Origin of the sequence: Haloquadratum walsbyi C23 (genome assembly GCF_000237865.1) — an archaeon.
Taxonomy (GTDB): Archaea; Halobacteriota; Halobacteria; order Halobacteriales; family Haloferacaceae; genus Haloquadratum; species Haloquadratum walsbyi.
Genome location: NC_017459.1, coordinates 2,559,028 through 2,578,118 on the forward strand (window position 1 = coordinate 2,559,028; position 19,091 = coordinate 2,578,118).

12 protein-coding genes and 2 pseudogenes are annotated in these 19,091 nt (G+C 47.7%); 8 read left to right on the forward strand and 6 right to left on the reverse strand.

All coding sequences use genetic code 11. The features are described 5' to 3' along the window. Positions 1-35: 35 nt before the first annotated feature. Positions 36-1,397, forward strand: coding sequence for a hypothetical protein (locus tag HQRW_RS11525; protein WP_049892070.1), 1,362 nt, complete (start codon positions 36-38; stop codon positions 1,395-1,397). 808 nt (positions 1,398-2,205) lie between these two features. Here HQRW_RS11525 and HQRW_RS11535 read toward each other — a convergent pair. Beyond that, the gene (locus HQRW_RS11535; RefSeq protein ID WP_014556729.1) at positions 2,206-2,763 is read right to left on the reverse strand and encodes a TRAM domain-containing protein; all 558 of its coding nucleotides are present in this window, start codon (positions 2,761-2,763) and stop codon (positions 2,206-2,208) included. Between the two features lie 944 nt (positions 2,764-3,707). Beyond that, positions 3,708-4,706, reverse strand: coding sequence for a carbohydrate kinase family protein (locus HQRW_RS11540; protein ID WP_014556731.1), 999 nt, complete (start codon positions 4,704-4,706; stop codon positions 3,708-3,710). 971 nt (positions 4,707-5,677) lie between these two features. Between HQRW_RS11540 and HQRW_RS11545 the strand changes: the two genes are divergently transcribed. Further along, positions 5,678-6,205 (forward strand): Lrp/AsnC family transcriptional regulator, encoded by a 528-nt coding sequence (locus HQRW_RS11545; RefSeq protein WP_011572271.1) that lies wholly within the window; start codon positions 5,678-5,680, stop codon positions 6,203-6,205. A gap of 768 nt (positions 6,206-6,973) precedes the next feature. Here the strand turns inward: HQRW_RS11545 and HQRW_RS11550 are convergent. Together HQRW_RS11550 and HQRW_RS11555 are read right to left on the reverse strand one after the other, a co-directional pair. Next, complete coding sequence (locus tag HQRW_RS11550; protein WP_048066819.1) at positions 6,974-7,810, reverse strand: bacteriorhodopsin; 837 nt, start codon at positions 7,808-7,810, stop codon at positions 6,974-6,976. Positions 7,811-8,174: 364 nt separating this feature from the next. Next, a complete protein-coding gene (locus tag HQRW_RS11555) occupies positions 8,175-10,235 on the reverse strand; it encodes a DEAD/DEAH box helicase (protein ID WP_014556732.1) in 2,061 nt (686 codons plus the stop codon). 166 nt (positions 10,236-10,401) lie between these two features. Between HQRW_RS11555 and HQRW_RS11560 the strand changes: the two genes are divergently transcribed. After that, positions 10,402-11,580, forward strand: a complete 1,179-nt coding sequence (locus HQRW_RS11560) for a CBS domain-containing protein (RefSeq protein WP_014556733.1) — start codon at positions 10,402-10,404, stop codon at positions 11,578-11,580. A gap of 180 nt (positions 11,581-11,760) precedes the next feature. Here HQRW_RS11560 and HQRW_RS11565 read toward each other — a convergent pair whose 3' ends face one another. Then, the gene (locus HQRW_RS11565; RefSeq protein ID WP_014556734.1) at positions 11,761-12,420 is read right to left on the reverse strand and encodes an HAD family hydrolase; all 660 of its coding nucleotides are present in this window, start codon (positions 12,418-12,420) and stop codon (positions 11,761-11,763) included. 225 nt (positions 12,421-12,645) lie between these two features. On the opposite strand from HQRW_RS11565, the gene HQRW_RS11570 reads away from it, so the two are divergent. Next, a complete protein-coding gene (locus tag HQRW_RS11570) occupies positions 12,646-13,923 on the forward strand; it encodes a DNA double-strand break repair nuclease NurA (RefSeq protein WP_014556735.1) in 1,278 nt (425 codons plus the stop codon). A gap of 55 nt (positions 13,924-13,978) precedes the next feature. Here HQRW_RS11570 and HQRW_RS11575 read toward each other — a convergent pair whose 3' ends face one another. Then, complete coding sequence (locus HQRW_RS11575) at positions 13,979-14,344, reverse strand: DUF7113 family protein (protein WP_014556736.1); 366 nt, start codon at positions 14,342-14,344, stop codon at positions 13,979-13,981. A 97-nt stretch (positions 14,345-14,441) separates the two neighbouring features. Here HQRW_RS11575 and HQRW_RS11580 point away from each other — a divergent pair, with 97 nt between their 5' ends. From HQRW_RS11580 to HQRW_RS11595, 4 genes and pseudogenes are all read left to right on the forward strand, one after another. Further along, complete coding sequence (locus HQRW_RS11580) at positions 14,442-16,397, forward strand: ATP-binding protein (protein ID WP_014556737.1); 1,956 nt, start codon at positions 14,442-14,444, stop codon at positions 16,395-16,397. Between the two features lie 173 nt (positions 16,398-16,570). Next, positions 16,571-17,224 (forward strand): annotated as a pseudogene (locus HQRW_RS15670) (IS4 family transposase); the annotation flags it as partial. 45 nt (positions 17,225-17,269) lie between these two features. Further along, positions 17,270-18,364, forward strand: coding sequence for an IS630-like element ISHwa7 family transposase (locus HQRW_RS11590; RefSeq protein WP_014556739.1), 1,095 nt, complete (start codon positions 17,270-17,272; stop codon positions 18,362-18,364). Further along, positions 18,364-18,963: pseudogene (locus HQRW_RS11595) on the forward strand (IS4 family transposase); the annotation flags it as partial. The gene HQRW_RS11590 and the pseudogene HQRW_RS11595, both read left to right, overlap by 1 nt. Positions 18,964-19,091 lie beyond the last annotated feature (128 nt).

Sequence of the window (19,091 nt, forward strand, 5' to 3'; positions counted from 1 at the left end):
CAACTTATAAGAGGTTGCGGTTGCTCATCCACGGTATGGGCGATGATGAGTCGAAGTCGGCTCAGCAATCACACTACAAGCGGTGGACTAGCGAGACAGGACCGTTCTACCGTGCTTGCGCCGTCCTCCCATTAGATAAGGCCTCAGATGCATCACTCCCCAATAAACCGGCACTCGAGGTCACCTCCGGCATCACCCGACTGGTTCTCCGGAACCTCCCGATTGTTCTACTGGTCGTGTTGACAGTATATGTTCCGACACTCGCGTTCGGGTTTATTAGAGATGGGCGACTGTCAGTCTCCATTGGAACGCCGAACTTGATAACAATCGGGCTCCTTGTTCCGGCTGCTCTAATTGGCACAGTCTGGCTGTATCTTATCTACCGCATCGTCTCGAGTCCACTGTACGGGTCGCAACTTCACCGAAGTACAGTGTTCTTCGGAACGGCTATTCCGCTCGGAATCGGCACCGTATACACGCTCTACGATGTTCTATTGGTGTCCGGTTCGGCAGGCAAACCGGCCATGACGGTGCAGGCCGGCTACTTCCTGTTCGTCCTCATCGCCGGGCATCTAGTGTACGACGGATTGGTGATTAAGACAGAACACCTCTTGAGTCGATTGGGTGAGACGAGCATCGTCGAGCGAGCGGCGTACGACGAGTTCTACAAGGAGATGACCGAAACGCTTGAGCAATCGTACGAGGTTGGTCCTGTCGAGTTCCCCCGGTCGGTCATGTTTGCACTGGTGGTCGCGCTTGGCCCGCTCTTGCTACCGTTTATACTCACCTCCTTCCAGCCGTGGGAAGCAACCTCCTATGTGGCCTACAACCTCGTGACGCTGTTCGTCCTGGCTGTGTTCTACGACGTGTTCGTATTGATTTACTACTTCGTCGAACTTCTCCGGCGAGATATCTTACAGTATCAGCCGTTCCATCCGGACGAACACGGGGGGTTCCGTGATTTAGGGCGGTTTGCGATGCGTGTGAATGTGATTCTGTTTGTTGCGGGGATGTACGTCGCCTATCGGTTCTACGCGGAGGGAGTCGTCCGTCTCTCAGAGACTAGCCTCTCATCACCAATCGCCGCTCTCACATGGGGAGCATTTTATATCGGACCGCTTGTCGGGTATATTGGATTAACCGCGTTCTGGCTGTACCACTCCTTCCTTCGCATGCACCGGAAAATGGAGAAGGGCAAGAAACAACAGATTGAGAAGAACCAGCGTGAGGCTCGCGAGACCGACCAGCCTTACTCGTCTGAATTCACGGATACACGGGCAGACGCAGAGCCGTGGCAGTCCTTGCAGGGTGCGCCGACGTGGCCGATTAAACGGCAGAGTCTTGTCGGCGTCATCGTCATTGACACAGTTCCGATTGTGGCCTCGTTCGTTCTGTAAAGCGAACTGCGATCATCCCGCGTCGCCGATGCAGACGCGATGGAGACGAAGGAACGACAGTTGAGTGAAGTGCGGGCGACCCGCACCTATCCGACAACGTTCACAATGTGGTCGCAGATTGGGATCAGCGTCCTGTTGCCTCAGGTGCTGCAACTCGTGGTTCGGTCGACACTGTGACCTCTGCGAGTGTCGATATCGCTGAACAGCGAAATACAGCGAGATAAGACGAGGATTCTTTCAGTTATGCGCGAATATTACCATTCAGCGACGTTACCACAGTTCGGACATTTTCCTTTCACGGTATCTGATAGGATTATATTATTTTCTTTTTTCATGTTCCCGATGTTTTGCAAGCATTTCCCGTGGAATGCCGCGTCACAATTGGGGCATCTACCATTTTCTGCCTTATCATCTACCTCTCCGCCACAGACGGTACACGGGTAAGTATCACTTCCCAAGAGTCCCATGTGAATAGATGGAAGAAGGCCACAAAATAAATTTGGGTTGCTCTGTCACACCGTTCTTGAGTTGTATCGACCGCTCAGCATCCGTTACTATTCAATCAGCAGAGAATGGTGGATACGCGCTGTGCATCTTGCACGACACGTTCTGACAGAATCCAGATATTTTTGTTTCGCTGTCTTCGGTAAGAGCCATCAGAGAAAATCAGTTCAATCGATTGTCTTCTGTTGAGCGTAGTCTTATTGAACAGCGCAACAAGGTTTAGCGATAGTGAGGAGTTGGCTGCACTTCTTTGCTCAGTTGGTCATGGATCATTCGATAAGCGAAAAGATTGAGTCGATAATGACTACCCTTCCTCGTCAAATCGTTCAACAACGTCGGCAAAAGCGACTGTTTCTTTGACAGATGTGATTTCAATCGCAACCCGGTCACCCTCTGTTGCATCGGGGACAATGACGACAAACCCGCGCTCAACCCGCGTTAATCCATCACCATAGTCACCAGTATCTTCGATTGTAACAATTCGCTGTTCGCCTTCATCAACCGGCGGGTCCGGCCGGTCTGTATTCGCGTTATGACCAGATGCACTGTCCACTCGCGCCTCTGTAGATGATGAGACAGATGATTGCGTAGCGGATGATGATATTGATACATCTGAGTTTGAAGAGCTGTTGGACTGTATTGGAATGGTATCTGATGTTGTCGCAGTCGCGTACTCAGTGCTTGTAGACTTATTCTCATCGCCATCCACTGGTGAGTCCGAGAGAAGCGCTACTCGATATGTAGTTTCGGTGTTGATATCGCCGAGGGTAATCTCATTCGCTGGGATTTCAATGACTGATTGTCCATTGCTCTCCTGTACCTGTGCAGAAAACAAACACTCAAGTTGACCTTCAATATCCATTTATTACCTCACACCTCTATTTGTCGCCGCGAACGCTGATTTAATACGCTATATATCATATCAGATGAGATCGTTTCAATACCATTACGATGGATAGAGCGTATAAAACTTCTGTACTGTGGTACAAGACGACTATCTTAGGGCTTGACCCGAAGCGAGTTCACTGTGTATTGGTGAGTGATTGTATTATCTTTTGTATATAACACACCTTCGACGGTTTCTCAACTATGAGCCTCAGCGTCTGCAGACTATTAACCAATTATGATGTTAGTGAGTGACTACCACAAAATGGACACATAAATTGATCTGAATCAGCGGTTGCATCCTTGGCTTTCGTTTGAACGGCAGTATTACGGGCAGTTTGTAATGTGACCTCGCTATAGCATGACTGACAAATGAGCCCACGATGTATCATTAACCTGAAGAAAAGTTGTACTGCCGTACACAAGAGCGTTGTCTGGCGTTGTCAATGTATCTCACAAGCGGTCATATGAGATGATAATTGAATCATATACTCTACATATCCAGCAGCTAATACCCCTGTGGCAGTCTCTTAGTGCTGTATAAATATATTCCAGCGCAATTATACGTTGAACCAATCCAATATTATTGGTAAGACAGGCGCTAAAACTCCGCGCTAAAGGACTGTCCCTTACACATAAGTGGAGTCGTAACCGGGCGTTTCAGACGCTCTCAGAGGTATTTTGAACGCAAAAAATCGAGGCGAGAAGCGACTCAGACAGTGATATCGGCTGTGGGGGTTATAGAACGCCGGTAATCAACTCCACTACAATTGTTCCAAAGAGGTGTTGAAACTGTAGATGCCGAGGATTTCAGTCGTGCTCGCCGATCCTGTTCCGCTAAAATCCTGACTCGATTTGTGGATAAGAGACAGCCGTTTACCGCGGGGAGGATGTCACAACCACATCAGCCAGAAAAGAATATCAGTTCGTGCGTATCTGTTCAATCGCTTTGCGGGAGACACTCGCATCTATTGCTCCTTGTTTGGTTGTCGTGATCGCTGCTGTTGCATTCGCAAATGAGAGTGTCTCAGAAAGCGTGCATTCATCTATGAGACCACAAACTGCACCTGCAAGAAACGCATCACCTGCACCAGTTGTATCAACAACATTGACCGAGTATCCCTCATGTGCAACCTCAGCAACTCCCCACGGTGCATCGTCTGTTGCTCGGGCAACTGCTCCTGTCTTCCCACGTGTAATGAATACTGTATGCGGTCCGAGGTCGACAAGCGCATCTAGCAAACATGTAGTATCATTATAATCAAACTCGGCAGCTGTAAGATCTTCAGGTGTTGCTTTTACTATATCAGCAATGTTGCACGCGTCTCTACATACTCTAGCGAACTCATCCGGACTGTCCCACAGTTCAGGACGCGCGTTCGGATCAAAAATAACGGTGCAATCGTTCTCCTGCGCTCGCTCAGCAACATCGAACATTGCTGCTCGCGCAGAGTCATCTGAAAGACAGATGCCCCCAAAAATAACCCACGAAACGTCTTTTAAGATTGAATCAGGGATTGTCATCTCATCAAATTTGATATCTGCAGTCTTGGTTCGATAAAAATTGAATTGACGATCAGCATCATGATCATGACTGACGAATGCAAGTGCAGTTGACCTCCTGTCATCACGGATCATAAATCGATCTGTCAGTCCATTATCAGTGAGTGTTTGATGAAGAAATGAACCAAATTCATCATCGCCGATACGTGTCCAAAACCATGGTGATAAATCCAATTCAGCGAGTCGGACCGCAACGTTTGCTGGAGCACCACCAGCACGGCGATGAAACGTCTCAACCGTTGATAACGTCCCTGGACGGTCAGGAATAAAATCAATCAATGTCTCACCCATAACAAGGATATCACTCGTTGATTCATCAGGCGTCTCCGATAGAGTGTCATGATTGGATTTCTGCATACTGCCTCTGAGTGTCTCAACCATCAAAAAGCACATAGCCCCCAGTTTATGGAAGTCTCAAGGCTAAAACCCCGCCTTCAGGGCTGTCTCTTACCCATAAATTCGTGCAGTCGTAAACGGACATTTCAGACGCTCTCAGAGATATTTGAACTCAGAAAATTGAGGCGAGAAGCGATTTAGACAGTGATATCGGCTGTGGGGGTTACAGAACGCCGGTAATCAACTCCACTACAATTGTTCCAAAGAGATGCTGAAACTGTAGATACCGAGGATTTCAGTCGTGCTTGCCGATCCCGTTCCGCTAAAATCCTGACTCGATTTGTGGGTAAGAGACAGCCCTTTAGGGCGGGGAGGATGTCAAAAACACGTCTCCGACGAATATTACTCGGTCTCCGTCGACAGATTGTGAGCTTCGCTACTATTGACATCCTCCTCCGCGTAATGGTGCTCCTGAAAACTTATTGAGGAATTCAATTCAAAATATTGTCATAAAGTGGCTGCTGATATTGTTGCGTAGGACCGATGGTTAAAAATGTTTCACGGAGTACTAAACGCGGAGGAATCCTGAGCGTGAGCGTGAATGGTGGATATTTCAGGTTTTCAGCCCCAATCCCATTGCGGTAAGAATCCGTGTGGGGTTCGCGGACTGTCGCGGGGAGAGTTGGACTGCTGGGAGTATCACATCTCAGCCCCGGCACTCCTATCCTCAGTCATATTGTGGCTCCCGGAGTTGTCTCTGCCTCGGAGAGTCCCGCAGACTTCAGCGGACTTGGATAATGACTCTGGTGTATTAGTTATATGACAGGATTTCAAAAAGTATCAAGATTTAATTACTGAAACTGATGAAGTGGTCGAAACATTCAATATACCGTGTTTAAGCGTTTATATATGCGTATTTTTGAAAAGACACCAGAAGGATATATTATCGAGGAAAAAAGACTCACATTGCTGCAGGCTAGCAGGACACCGTAATGAAGGACGGCGAGCTTGATTCAGTTGACAAGCAGATTCTTTATCATCTCCAGCGTGATGCACGTGGAGTCTCTTCTCGTGATATCGGTGAAGAACTCGGGTTATCACCCAGTACAATCAGAACACGATTAAACAAGCTTGAGGCAAGCGGGATTGTCCGAGGATATTATATTGATATTGATTATGACTTGGCTGGATATCCGCTGTATACAAAAATTATCTGTACAGCACCTGTCCCTAAACGCGATATGCTTGCAAACCGTGCTCGTGATATTCATGGCGTAACAGCAGTCCGTGAAATTATGACAGGAAAGCGGAATATATATGTAAATGCCATTGGGCAGTCACATGATGATCTGAATCGTATCGCGGGAGAAATCGATGAGCTTGGACTAGATATTGTTGATGAGCAATTAATTCGTGATGAATATGTCTGTCCATATCACGGCTTCCTTGAGGCTGAAGATGTTGAGTCAGCCGACGCTACTACTGATGTCAAATCCGATGACGCAAGTGAGGGTCGGTAATGCAAATCAGCAGTGAGTGTCGGTAAGCAATTGATTTCGTAGCGATATATGATGAAGTATCTCAGAATTAACTCTCACAGGCTAAATCCCCTTCCGCAAGGAGTCAGCTTTGCTGACGAATAGGGAGGAGAAGGGAATACAGCCGTACGCCAAACCCGGTAAAAAATAATTATCACGTCCCCCTGCAGTGAATCGTGACGAGTACTACTCGTTGTGCTGGTCTGAGCCATCATAATAACTGTGGTCGGTCTGATTCCATCTCATCACTATTGCGTAGGGCTGGGACAGTCCGAATCACGACGTCTGTGGAGACTGGAACCGCTGCGATCAAGAGTTATTGGGACGTATTGCTTGCAAGTACCGTCATAGAAGCAGACAATCTAATGTGAAAGCACGGAAGCCCCGTCCTCACCGGAGCGATAGCAGAGTACCTCCGGGGGATTTCACACCCTAAAACATTCATTTTTCTACATGTTGTAAATTGTCTCGAAATCAAGCCCCCACTTTCCCATGGATAAGTAGAAACGTAATCCAACGCATATTACTCATTTGTTGGGTGGGTATCAGGTATTATCTTCTGATTAAGGGCATAGATCAGATTAAAATAGGATCAATTAAACTGGCGAGTACCAATTTCGCCTCATTGGATGGCAAATGTAATTATAGAGATTTTAAGATTAACGCCTGCGCATTTTAGAATAGAAAGAATATTAATTATTTGTCAGTACACGTGAGTCTGAGCTCAGTATCGTATCTCGTTAATATCTATCAGTCATCAGCAACCGCTCCACTCTCTGCGGTATTACTTGCAGGTGATGACACAGTTGGTTCATTATCAGCCACCCATCGTAATAGTAAGAACGAGAACGCATACTTCGCGAGGATATCAAGTCCAGAATAGCCCCAAGAAGTAAGTCCAACTGACTGAATAAGTGCAAATCCTTCGACTCCGGCAGCCCAAATAACTGGATATCCGATCCATAAAACAACCGTTAGTAGACGAAGTGTCGAGAAAATATCATCAGTGCCTGCTGCGGCGGCTGAGACTGGCCACTCAAACAGCAGTGCAAACAGCACAACAACGAAGAACGTACAGCTGATGATGTAAAATGCCCAACGGAAGAGATATGATGAAGTAATAAGCGCAGCGCCAAGTCCGGTAACGCACATTCCAATATCAGCCGCAATAACCGTGAATAAGCTTCCACGATCAACATCTGCAAGGACTCCAAGCGCGAGGAGAATCATCGGCGTTGAAAGCGCCCATGTGAGATATCGACCCCATTGGCTCATAACTTCCTGACCAGCAAGTGCGTGACCAGCCGGCATTTCAATAAATCCAACTGTGAGTCCAGACGCCAACCCAAGATAACTTGAGATTGAGACAAGTGGAATCATCAATGTTGCGCCCCAGATAAGTCTGGCACGCCCACTGGTGATGTTTCGCCCCATGTATACAAATAGAAGAATCGATAGCCCAGCAAGAGCAATATTCACCCAGAGTGAGGAACTCAGCAACACATCATTTTGTACCTGTGAAAGCACATCCGATTGCGTCAGTTGTAATACGGCACTATCTAATTGTTCAGGACCGATCATTCGCATACAGTGAGAATTCGTACTTCGAGTATATAAATGCTGAGACATAACGCGATATTTAGGATGAAAAAATATCGGTCCGTCAAAATAATCAGTCGGAGTGAGTCAAAGTTAATTATATGTTCAATCAGCATTTGACTCATAAAATGCAGGGTTGAAACCATTCATAGGTATATACAGAGAAATATTGAACTCAACATCTGGATCATAAAAATATGAAAGCTTCATATTCCGCGTGTTCAATATTTCCGAGATGGAGACTCTTTCCTCAAGAAGTGAGTCGAGAGCGAACGAATAGGCAGGACACAGTCAACAGTCCTACGAATATATTCTATTGGATTGCATAATCAATGGCAGTTCGATGAAATACTCACTCATTATCTTCGAGCTCCATTGTTGCAATAATCTCATACGGGTCGACATTATTGCGAATCTGGTCAAGTAACATGAACGCGTCTTGTGGTGAGAGAAAATGGCGACAGACAGCGCGTCCAAGCGGGGTTGGAGTGAGTCCATCGATAAATTCCCACTCTAAAAGTTTTCCAACAGCGCGTTTTGTCGGCACTTCACCAATCATTCGTTCATTTAGCTGTTTTGCATGTTTACCAGCAACAACGACATTCGCAAGTGTCTCCTCAGCAGCAGCAGACTCATCATATATTGTCATTACGTCTTCCATCTCACCTTTTAGCAGTGTGAACGCGACTTCATCCTCGGTTCGATCCATCGAATTGTGATATGCTCCATCAGGCTCAACAAGTAGATATACTGTTCCTTCATCATGATAGTCGGGGCGACCAGCGCGACCAAGCATTTGCTCAAATTCTTGTACTGAGAGCCATTCGATACCCATCGCGAGCGAATCAAAGACCACCTGTGAAGCCGGAAAGTCAACGCCAGCCGCGAGCGCTGCGGTCGTGACAACAGCAGCAAGATCCTGATCGCCAAAGTCTCGTTCAACACGTTTTCGTTGGTTATAATCTAGTCCAGCATGATATGGTGCTGATGAATACGAAAGCTTTCGCGAGATTTCATGACACCGACGTCGTGAATTAGTGAAAACTATTGTCTGTCCACGGTACCCTTTCGATGATTTTGTATCAAACTCACGGCGGACAAGCTTATTCGTGATATCGACTTTTTCCCGACCGTCAGCAAATGTGACATGTCGGTCAATTGGAATTGGGCGTTCTTCAAATTCAATTAATGTTGTTTGAAGACGTTCTGCAAGGGTTTCAGGGTTCCCAACGGTCGCGGAAAGATAGATTGACTGTGCACCATCATACCCACGACGATGATTAGCACGTGTCGCACAGTAATATTTGAGTCGGCTGATGAGTCCATCAAGTCGGTGACCCCGTTCGCCTTCTTTCAGCGTATGAACCTCATCAATGACGATCGTTCCAATATCCCCAAGATCTTTATCGGTTCGAAGTGCATGGTCGATGCCTTCATATGTTCCAACAATAATGTCTGCATCCGGGTCGAATCGATTAGTATCATCAGCGATACGTGAGGCACCGACCCGAATTGTTATATCAATCAAATCTCCATATCGCTCAGTGAAGTCCTCATGTTTTTGATTTGCAAGAGCAACTAGTGGCACGAGAAACAGGAGTTTCCCACCCTCAGTAAGAACACGGTTGACGCCGGCAAGTTCACCAATAAGTGTTTTTCCAGTTGCAGTTGCACTTACGACAAGCTGATCATGACCATCAAATAGACCATTATTCACGGCGAGTGACTGTACTGGAAGAAGTGTATCAAATCGAGCTTCAAGAAGCTCTTGGAGTTTAGGATGAAGATCAAGCGTCGTTGTTTCAACGAGATCAACCTCATCAGTCGTTGCACTAACGGTATCAAATCGAGTGAGATCAGGGTCGAGACCACCTGAAAGAAGATCAGTAATTCGATCGAGATCCTGTGTTTCGATGAGAAGTTCTTCAAGTCTCTGTTGTGCGGCTCCAGTCAGGCGACCTGTGCCCGTCGAGAAATCGAGTTCGCGTTCAAGTTCACGCTTCGCACAATCAGGACAAATATATTCTCGATCGGTCGCAATTGCAGTCTCATCGGTGATTGGCGAATATCGACCATTCGATGCACAATAACGACATGTACGTACGACAAGTGCATCGAGTTGATATCCATCAAGCAACTCCGAAAGTGCAGTTCGGTTTGGAGGTGATGTTTGCTGTGAGATTCGGATACGAGACGCTTCACGGGCGATATCAACGAAGCTGCTCGGGTCCTGCGGTTCTTCACTATCACCACGTTTGACGCGGAATTTTGCTGGACGAGGACCAGCGCTCGTTTGCTTTAATTCAAGTGTTCCCTGGAAAACGCGCCCACCATCACGTCTGACAACGACAGCGAAGTCTTCTCCCCTCTCGTGGAGAAATAAGGTGTCGACGCGACTAACCTGTCGAGACACAATATTATTATGTTGACGGGGTATTTTAGCCGTTCGTCTGATATCGCCAGACGAATTAGCGTTTATCTAATAGTTGATAGTACTTCGCGTCTGCGGATATTGCTTCTTATGCGCGGGGGCTTAGCGCCTGCAAACTCCTAAAACCCAGCGCAAATTATATGGGTTCATGCGAGGCATCCGAATCGGCAGTGCATTTGGCATCCCAATCAAACTTGATATCACATTTCTGCTTATTCTTCCATTATTTGCCTGGCTTATTGGCAATGATATTGCACAACTCACCGGTATTGTGAACGATGTCTTCGGATCAGCGATTGTCGCTGACCCACTTACGACCGGATCAACACAGTGGATCCTTGGTGCTGCGACGGCTATTGGACTATTTATTTGTGTTCTTTTACACGAATTCGGTCACTCACTGGTCGCGATGTATTATGGATATACCATTGATTCAATCACATTATGGCTTTTCGGAGGGGTTGCAAGTTTCACCGAGATGCCCGAGCGATGGCAAGAGTCACTCATCATTGCCGTTGCAGGACCGATTGTGAGTGTTGGAATCGGAGTGATTGCATATATTGGGTTTATTACAGTACCACTGCCGGGATCACTCGAACCAGCAAAGTTCGTGATCGGATATCTCGCGTTGACAAATGTACTGTTGGCTGTATTCAACATGCTCCCAGGATTTCCCCTGGATGGTGGTCGTGTCCTCAGAGCATTACTTGCGCGAACCCGGTCACACGCACGTGCAACACAAATCGCCGCAGAAGTAGGGAAAGTATTCGCATTCTTACTTGGTATTGTTGGCTTGTTTGCGAATCTGTTCCTTGTTGCGCTTGCCTTTTTCATTTACATTGGTGCTTCCTCAGAGGCACAACAGACGGTTATGAAAGCTGCTTTCGATGGGGTCACTGTTGGTGATATCATGACTGAGCGATCGGATCTCGACGTTGTTGAGCAGAACGTATCAGTCGCAACATTACTTGAGCGGATGTTCACTGAACGACATACTGGTTACCCTGTTGTTGATAATGGTGGTCTTGTTGGCGTTGTGACGCTAGATGATGCGCGCTCAGTAGAGGAAGTGGAACGTGAGGCATACCGTGTCAGTGATGTAATGACACCTGATGTGACGACAATCAATCCTGATGCAGATGCAATGGATGCAATGCAACGAATGCAAGAAAATGATATCGGTCGACTCCCGGTTATCGAGAATACTGAACTCGTTGGACTTATTTCTCGATCAGACCTCATGACTGCGCTTAATATTATCAAATCACGAGGGTCACAGACAGCATTGACTAAACGTAGTTCAACATCACTGCCAAACGCACGATGATCAAGAAATATTGGATAAACGCGATGTCGACGTAATTACTAGATAAATTGAACTATCTTGTCGTACCTGGTTGTCTTATCTGTCTGACTGTAGTTTGTCGTTCCGCACGGTTGGTGGAATGAACCATCTTGGGGTCACATCTAAGCTTCAGGGCATCGTCTATGTGTTCTGTAAAATCGATTAATACTCTTTAAGAACTGTTGGAAGCCGAGAACAAAGTTTTTGACGCGGAATATGCACAGCAGCCTCAGATGCGGGTGCTGGACCACCATCATATGTCACTTGAATCGGAATTAATCCAGCGTTAGCCGCGCCCATTATATCGGCATCAATATCATCACCGACATATGCAGTCTCACCTGCTGTTACATCGAGTGCATCGGTGAGCGCCTTGAATGCAGCAGGATCTGGCTTTCCAGCAGACAACTCACCAGTTACCAGAGCAACATCAAATGATTGCGTCAAACTGAGTGTCTGAAGTTTGTGCCGTTGTGCTAACTGTGGTCCATTTGTAAGGAGACCAACATTATATTCTGTTGTAAGCGTTTGCAGGAATGGTTTAATTCCATTGAGCGGGACAAGTGCGTCGGCGATCTCGCGCCGATATGCATCTGCGAGTGCTTTCGCGTCGACATCGGTCTCACGACCAGCAAGTAGATCCGCAAATATTGGCGTACGTGTTTCGCTCGTCAGATGACGTCCGTGGGCCTCAAGATACGCTTCTCGAGTAATTTGTGGGGCGCCAACGCTCGCAACTGCCTCCGCAAGGATCGTTGCCCGATCACGTGTCGGAATAGCGAGCGTCTCATCGAGGTCAAATCCGACCGCGGTGAGTGTCACATTTATATTTATGATATCACTCGGTATTACCTTTCTTACTCACTTCGCTCATGCTCAATTGTGGGGTTCGGGTTATAAACAGAAATTCAAAGCACGCGATTAATCAAGGAAATTATGAGATAAATACGTTCAATTAATACTCAACAATTAACGCAAGAAGATACTGATACCAGACGCTACATATCAGGGGCTGCGCTTTTGTCGATTGCAATCTATATTTGAATTGTGACCCTTGACCCTGTCCACGTCGATGGTATTGCCAACATTGCTGCATACTTAGCACAACACGTGGACGACACAGACCATACTGATCTCGCTGCGAATATCTGGGAGAACTTTCTTGATCCGCTTGTCGATACGACGGGTCGCGCTGTGTGTGAACCGATCTCTGAACAACGACTTCGGGTGGCAGCCATTGATGATATTGCTCTCGCTGAGACACCCTTTGAGACCGTTCATGGGCTTGATGCTGGAACAATCAACCCGACAACGTTCAAGAATGGACTGGTTCTTGACCTTGCGCAAGCGGCTCTTGCAGCCGTTCCATCAAATCTTGATCTTCATCGTCACCGAAGCATTGTTGCAACAACACACTTAGCCGATACGGTTGTGTCACTTGATGAGCCATGGCAATCACTTGATGCAGGTTACTGTCGGTGGCGGATTATGCAAGCTCCACGGGTCGACCGTTATAGCGAGGGTGTCGTGCATGCACTCGCACTTTATCTTGCTGAGAGTTCACACGCGCTTGAACATGCTGAGGCTGTCTCTGAGCTACTAATACTGGATGGACCGTTATATCCGGTTGAATTACTCAATTGGCAAGATCGTAACACTACATTCAAGACGCTTTCAACAGAGACGAAGCCACGATCAATTGTCGAGAACTATCTTCGACTTGTTGAGTCATTCGTCAAGCGCGATGTTCCGCTTTGTGGATTCATTAAAAATCCAGCATCCAAACGGCTGGTTGGAACACTTCGTGATCGTAACATTGAGGTCCCATGGACAGACGATACAGCGTTTTTTACACAACTACTTGAGCGACGAGATGACGATGCGACTAGCGGTCAGAAAAGTGGTGTAGAAGAACGACACACGGATGAAATAACATTTACAAGTTGGTTTATATCGCGGAGTGGTGCCAATGCAACTGTTGCTGCTGATGGTGATGCATATGGGTTGGACCGGCATCTTGACCCGCTCTGCTATGAGACCTGCTTTTGCGTCATCTATGAACCACAATATGACATTCTCTACCGACTTGAGATGCCATATGCGTTCGCTCGTGATGATACGACACGAAGTGCTGTGACGCAACAAATTGTAAGCGAAGTTGCGGCGCGCCGCGGACCACCAGCCGCGATTGCGAAAGCAGACGAATTAGCCCGAATCAGTGCTGATGAAAAGACGTCACTCCGAAGGCAGTTTTCAGAGTCACTTGATGCTGATGAAATAAAACGCTATGATGATGTCCGCTGGGGAGACACCGAATATAACTAACTCTCGAGGATATCACTGCTGAATCCTGATTCATCATTTGAATTTATATCTGTGATTATGTTCGCTCTAGTTCTGTTTCATGCCCGGTATCTGGATCTGATCTGAACACTTTAATTCGAACATCAGATCTTGGAACACCGATTCGAGCTAGTTGTGTTCGAACGTGTGCTTTGGCGGCTTCAACGGCTTGATCACGAGTTTCAAACCCACGTGGCATCGGCGACTCAAATGCAATCCGGATTGTCGTATCATTAATCGTCGTCTCGATCCCCCCGCTTTCGACCTCATAAAATTCGTCACAAACCCACACGTACGGTGCATCTCCATCAGGTGCGCCTTTGTATGATGGTGCATCCTCGCCGCGTTCGAAGATTGTCCCAGTCAACCCCGTTCCCCCACCAAGTCCACGAACGAATATCATCTCTCTGTTACTCCTTCGAGCCAGGAGGCAAAAGAACCGCGGAGCAACCCGCAATGGCGAGATACTTTAGTCGTCCGGCATGCTGGAATGAAATAGAATGGACCTCGGTGATTTTGATCCTTCGGATGTAGACTCGGAAACAGAAGCCGATGAAGAGGACATGAACTCCCCCGAGGATGAACGCATAATTAATGCTGCGAGGGAGTCGCCAGCATCGGAGCCGGGGCAGAAAACTGACGCAGATATCGGGATGAATACTCATATTGAGAAATCACAAGAAGAAAGCACCAGCAATACAGAATCACCCACATTTGATTCGTATGATATAACACCGGTTAAACAGAATGTGGGTCTTGGAACAATTGCTGTCTCACAGGGACTTCGAATCGCAGAGGACGATGATGAGACGCAGCTTCGAGCGTATGTCACTGCAGATAACCGTGACCGCATCCGAATTGGGACATATTTGTTAGTGCCGTATCCTGATGGTGAAATGCTTTTCTGCCGGATTGCCGCTGTTGAGTATGCACAGGAGTTTCATACCGATGATGCAACGGAAATTCACGCCCGACGGGCGATGCGTCGTGATGAATTCACAGAACGTGATTACAAATTTGTCGCCACTCTCCGACCGTTGGCAATTCTATTTAATGAAACTACCAATACTACGGATACTCATGACGATGTCAGTGATAATATAGCAACCCTTACCCGGCGTATGGTTGATCGCGTTCCAAAGCCCGGTGCGATTGTGCGAGCGGCAACAGATGCTAAACAAATAAAGACAGGGTTGAATATCCCGCGCGATGGTGTGTTTCTTGGACATTTATCAGTTGGCGGTGAGCGTGTTGAAACGGCTGCAAGCCCTCCGACAATTGATTATCGACTTAATGATGACTACACTAGCGGTGATCCACTAATATTCAGACACACACTTGTCGCAGGTGGAACCGGGTCAGGAAAGACACATGCAAGTAAGAATGTATTGCGGCAACTCCTCGCTGAAGACCGAACATATGAGATGGATGATGGACGTTCATCCCGACTTGCGGTGGTGCAATTTGACCCACAAGATGAGTATGCTCAGATGCATGATGACAATCCAGCGCTCGACTCTGAGACGATACGACGATATGAACGCGAGGAGATTAGTCATGGGGGGCATAATGATACCATTGCGCTTGTGCCCAAAGAAGATGGAGTAACATACAGCGGAGATACCCACCGCGCTGAGCAGGTCCGATTCACGATTCCATTCTCTATGGTTCGGACTCGTCCATGGCTTGTCGCCGGGAGCCGACTCAACGAGAACCAATATCCTGCCCTTCGACATCTATTAAATCGTTTCTTTAATGAATACGGTAACTCTGGGACATATGCCGGATTCAAGACATTCCTTGAGAATCCAGCGCTTCGTGAGGAACTTGATGAGTCAGGACGTGTCCATGAGGCAACGTTTGATGCGGTCAAACGACGCGTCTGGGGCGTTCCTGACAATATTTTTGACCAGTCGGCGCGACCAATTACCGAATTAGATCATCAACTTGTCCGTCCTGGCGGACTCTCCGTGATTCCCACATATCACCTCTCAAGCACACGAGTGAAAGAAATGGTCGTCCTTGCAGTGTCAAGTCTTCTCGTTGATGATAAACTGTCGAATAATCCGTATTCTGATCGGATTAATGAGACGCCATTGCTGATTGGGATGGATGAAGCACATAATTTCTTGACCGATGCAGATACGGTTCAAGCCCGGAAAGTAATCAGCAAATTCACTGAAGCAGCAAAACAAGGTCGAAAAGAGCGCCTTGGATTATTCTTAATTACACAGGATCCACAGGATATCGCAGAATCGGTATTCAAACAGGTGAATACAAAATTAATTCTCAATCTTGGTGATGAGGACGCGATTAATAGCGTCAATATTCCCGCAGCATTGGAAAATAAAGTTCCATACATGAAGAAAGGTCAGCAAGTTATTTATTCCCCAGATAATTCTGAGCCGGTCGAGATCCAAGGGTTGAGACACTGCTTAACACGTCATGGTGAATGAATCACCTCGAGATCACATCTAAGTACCGAGTCAGTTCACATTCATATGCTCTCTTTGATTGACGCTCGAGCGTTTTTATGATTCAAAAATCATGTATGAGTCGCTTATATGCTCTCTATACTATCGCGTTCTGAGTATATAAAAACGGCGTGAGCCGTTAGTGACGGCCCGTAATGTCTGTGCAATTTGATTCAGCAAACAGGCCGTCAGAAGACGTAACGGACGCCTCTAATATCAATTCTACTGATCTCGTCGCTGACGAACTGTACTCGCTGCTCGACGAAGTCGACAGCGAGTCGATTGCCGATGAGTTCAAGATTGGGCTCCATTCCGACAAACACGACTTTACAAACCACGTCAAGACGGCTGTTCGTGAAGGTCTTGACCCCTCCAGCTCACTCGCTGAACTTGAGGATAAGACCATTGTCGACGACTCACTCGAACACATGCCTAAATCACGGTTTTCAGAACTCACGAACGACCGCGACTACTGCGCGGTCGTTCAGCTCCTCTTCGAAGTACTGCACACACCACAGTTGTATCATCAACGTGGAGTTCAACGAAAACGACTGGAGTGGATGACACGAGATGTCGTCGCTGTTGATGCCACAAACCTCGAACTTACGCGCTCTGTTGTCGTCTCAGACGAGTTCGTCGGAGACGACGACAACGTCTACAAGATCGACACAGACGATGGTGGTCTCGAACTTCACTGCGCAGCACGTGTGGATGGAGAAAATAAACATCCACTCGACGCTACTGTTACAGAGGGCGACACCCACGAAAGCCCGCAGTTCGATCTCCTCAAGGAAGATGTCGAGGTCTTTTAATGAGTGAGAAAACCTTTGTTGGTCACGTTCGATTACAGAGCAATGACTGGAGGGCGTCGAAAAGAGATTACGCATCATCTCTCAGAAAAGAAAATCGATGAACTCCTTCGTGAAGCCACAGATGATCGTCGGAAAGAGCGGCTCGGGTTTCTGAAGAACCTCTATTACGGCGATTTGATTGCGGAAGCTGCCGACCGGGAAGGACGGTCGGCAGCGACCGGGAGGCGGTGGGCGGACGCCTGGAACGAAGGTGGGCTTGAGGGACTGATGCCGAGTTTCGGGGGCGGTCGGCCCCCGAAACTCGACGAAGACGAACAAGAAGAGCTGTTAGAGATGCTTCGAGACGGTCAACCGTGGAAATCACAGGAGATTCAGCATCTCCTCAAAGAGGAGTTCGATGTCGAATATCATCCGGATTACCTTGGGAAAGTTCTCCGTGAACTGGGCTTATCCTACGCAAAACCCCGTCCGAAGCGTCCATATCGACCGGAGAATCCCGAGGAAATACTCGACGAGCGCGTCGGCGACGCGCTCGACGAGGATGAGACCCCTCACAACAGAGAGGAAGGAGACGACGAAGAAGGGTGGACTGTTGACGACGATGTTTGTACAGATGGTGGGACTGTTCTCGGGTTTTTCGATGCGTCACAGCCACAGCCGTACGATAATTCCCGCCGGGTCTGGTACGTAGACGATCCACACGTGGAACGGCCATTAGTCAAGACAGAAGAGTCGGCGGTTGGATTCTACGCACTGAATGGGGAGAGTATGGTTCGCTGGAAAGAAACCGAGAAGAAAGAACGGATTTGCGAGGTGTTAGAAGCGGTTCGCGAGCAGAATCCGGGTCAGCGGATTCTGCTCGTCTTGGACAAGCACGGTTCACACGTCTGTGAATACACGCGCAAGCGTGCGCATCAACTTGGAATCGATCTCATCTTCCTTCCATCAGGATCACCGCATCTCAACCCAATCGAGCAGGTCTGGAAATACCTCAAGTGGACGACGGCTCCAATCATCGTCGAGGACGAAGACGAGTTCCACGAACTCGTCAGGGACGTATTTGATCAAGTGACACAGCGAATTAGTTTTGCGAAAGACTGGTGTCAGAAGTTCCTCGATCTGCAAAAGTTTCCTTGATCATTACAGACCTCGACTCGGTAATCTGGGTCTTTGACCGCGCATACACGCGATATCTACGGTTCTGTGAGATCAAGCACAGTGACAATGATTTTGTCACACTGATGTACTCAGACGCTCGATTTGAACTCATTGAGACACTCGAAGAGTTCGAGGTCACCGTCTCAGGGAACAACGCCGCTCAACCGACTCACTCAGATGAGGAATCAACACGACGGGCACGGGTTCGTGATGAACGAATTGAGTTAGCTGAGACTGGCGAAGAGTTCCGCAGGATTGTGCTGGAAACGCCCGATGGAGAGGAGATTGAGTACCTGACGACGCTGGCGTCGTCAGAGTACGATCCAATCGACGTGATCAACATCTACACACTACGGACAGTAATTGAGATCCTCTTCCGAGAGTGGAAACAGTACCTCAACATCGAGAACTTTCACTCGAAATCGCTGAACGGCGTGTTATTCGAGCTGTTCTGTGCATTGATTGGATATATGCTGGTCGTATGGTTTCGCCAACGCCACCCAGTCAAGGGTGGCGTGGCGCGTGCTATCCAGAAAGTTCGCACCTTCTGGAATGAGACGCTGGATTCATTCGGCTAATCAACCTTCACTTTCCGGCGACAGCCGTCACCCACCAGCGACGGCTGTCGCCTGTGCCGCGATCATTCATCGTTTCTTTCCTTGAACTGCTATTTCTCTTGGCTCAACACGGATGTCACTGACAACTG

Bases quoted from the DNA above. Each gene is read 5' to 3' on its own strand.
- HQRW_RS11525 (WP_049892070.1), top strand. From the start codon at position 36: ATGGGCGATGATGAGTCGAAGTCGGCTCAGCAATCACACTACAAGCGG.
- HQRW_RS11535 (WP_014556729.1), bottom strand. From the start codon at position 2,763: ATGGATATTGAAGGTCAACTTGAGTGTTTGTTTTCTGCACAGGTACAG.
- HQRW_RS11540 (WP_014556731.1), bottom strand. From the start codon at position 4,706: ATGCAGAAATCCAATCATGACACTCTATCGGAGACGCCTGATGAATCA.
- HQRW_RS11545 (WP_011572271.1), top strand. From the start codon at position 5,678: ATGAAGGACGGCGAGCTTGATTCAGTTGACAAGCAGATTCTTTATCAT.
- HQRW_RS11550 (WP_048066819.1), bottom strand. From the start codon at position 7,810: ATGCGAATGATCGGTCCTGAACAATTAGATAGTGCCGTATTACAACTG.
- HQRW_RS11560 (WP_014556733.1), top strand. From the start codon at position 10,402: ATGCGAGGCATCCGAATCGGCAGTGCATTTGGCATCCCAATCAAACTT.
- HQRW_RS11575 (WP_014556736.1), bottom strand. From the start codon at position 14,344: ATGATATTCGTTCGTGGACTTGGTGGGGGAACGGGGTTGACTGGGACA.
- HQRW_RS11580 (WP_014556737.1), top strand. From the start codon at position 14,442: ATGGACCTCGGTGATTTTGATCCTTCGGATGTAGACTCGGAAACAGAA.
- HQRW_RS11590 (WP_014556739.1), top strand. From the start codon at position 17,270: ATGACTGGAGGGCGTCGAAAAGAGATTACGCATCATCTCTCAGAAAAG.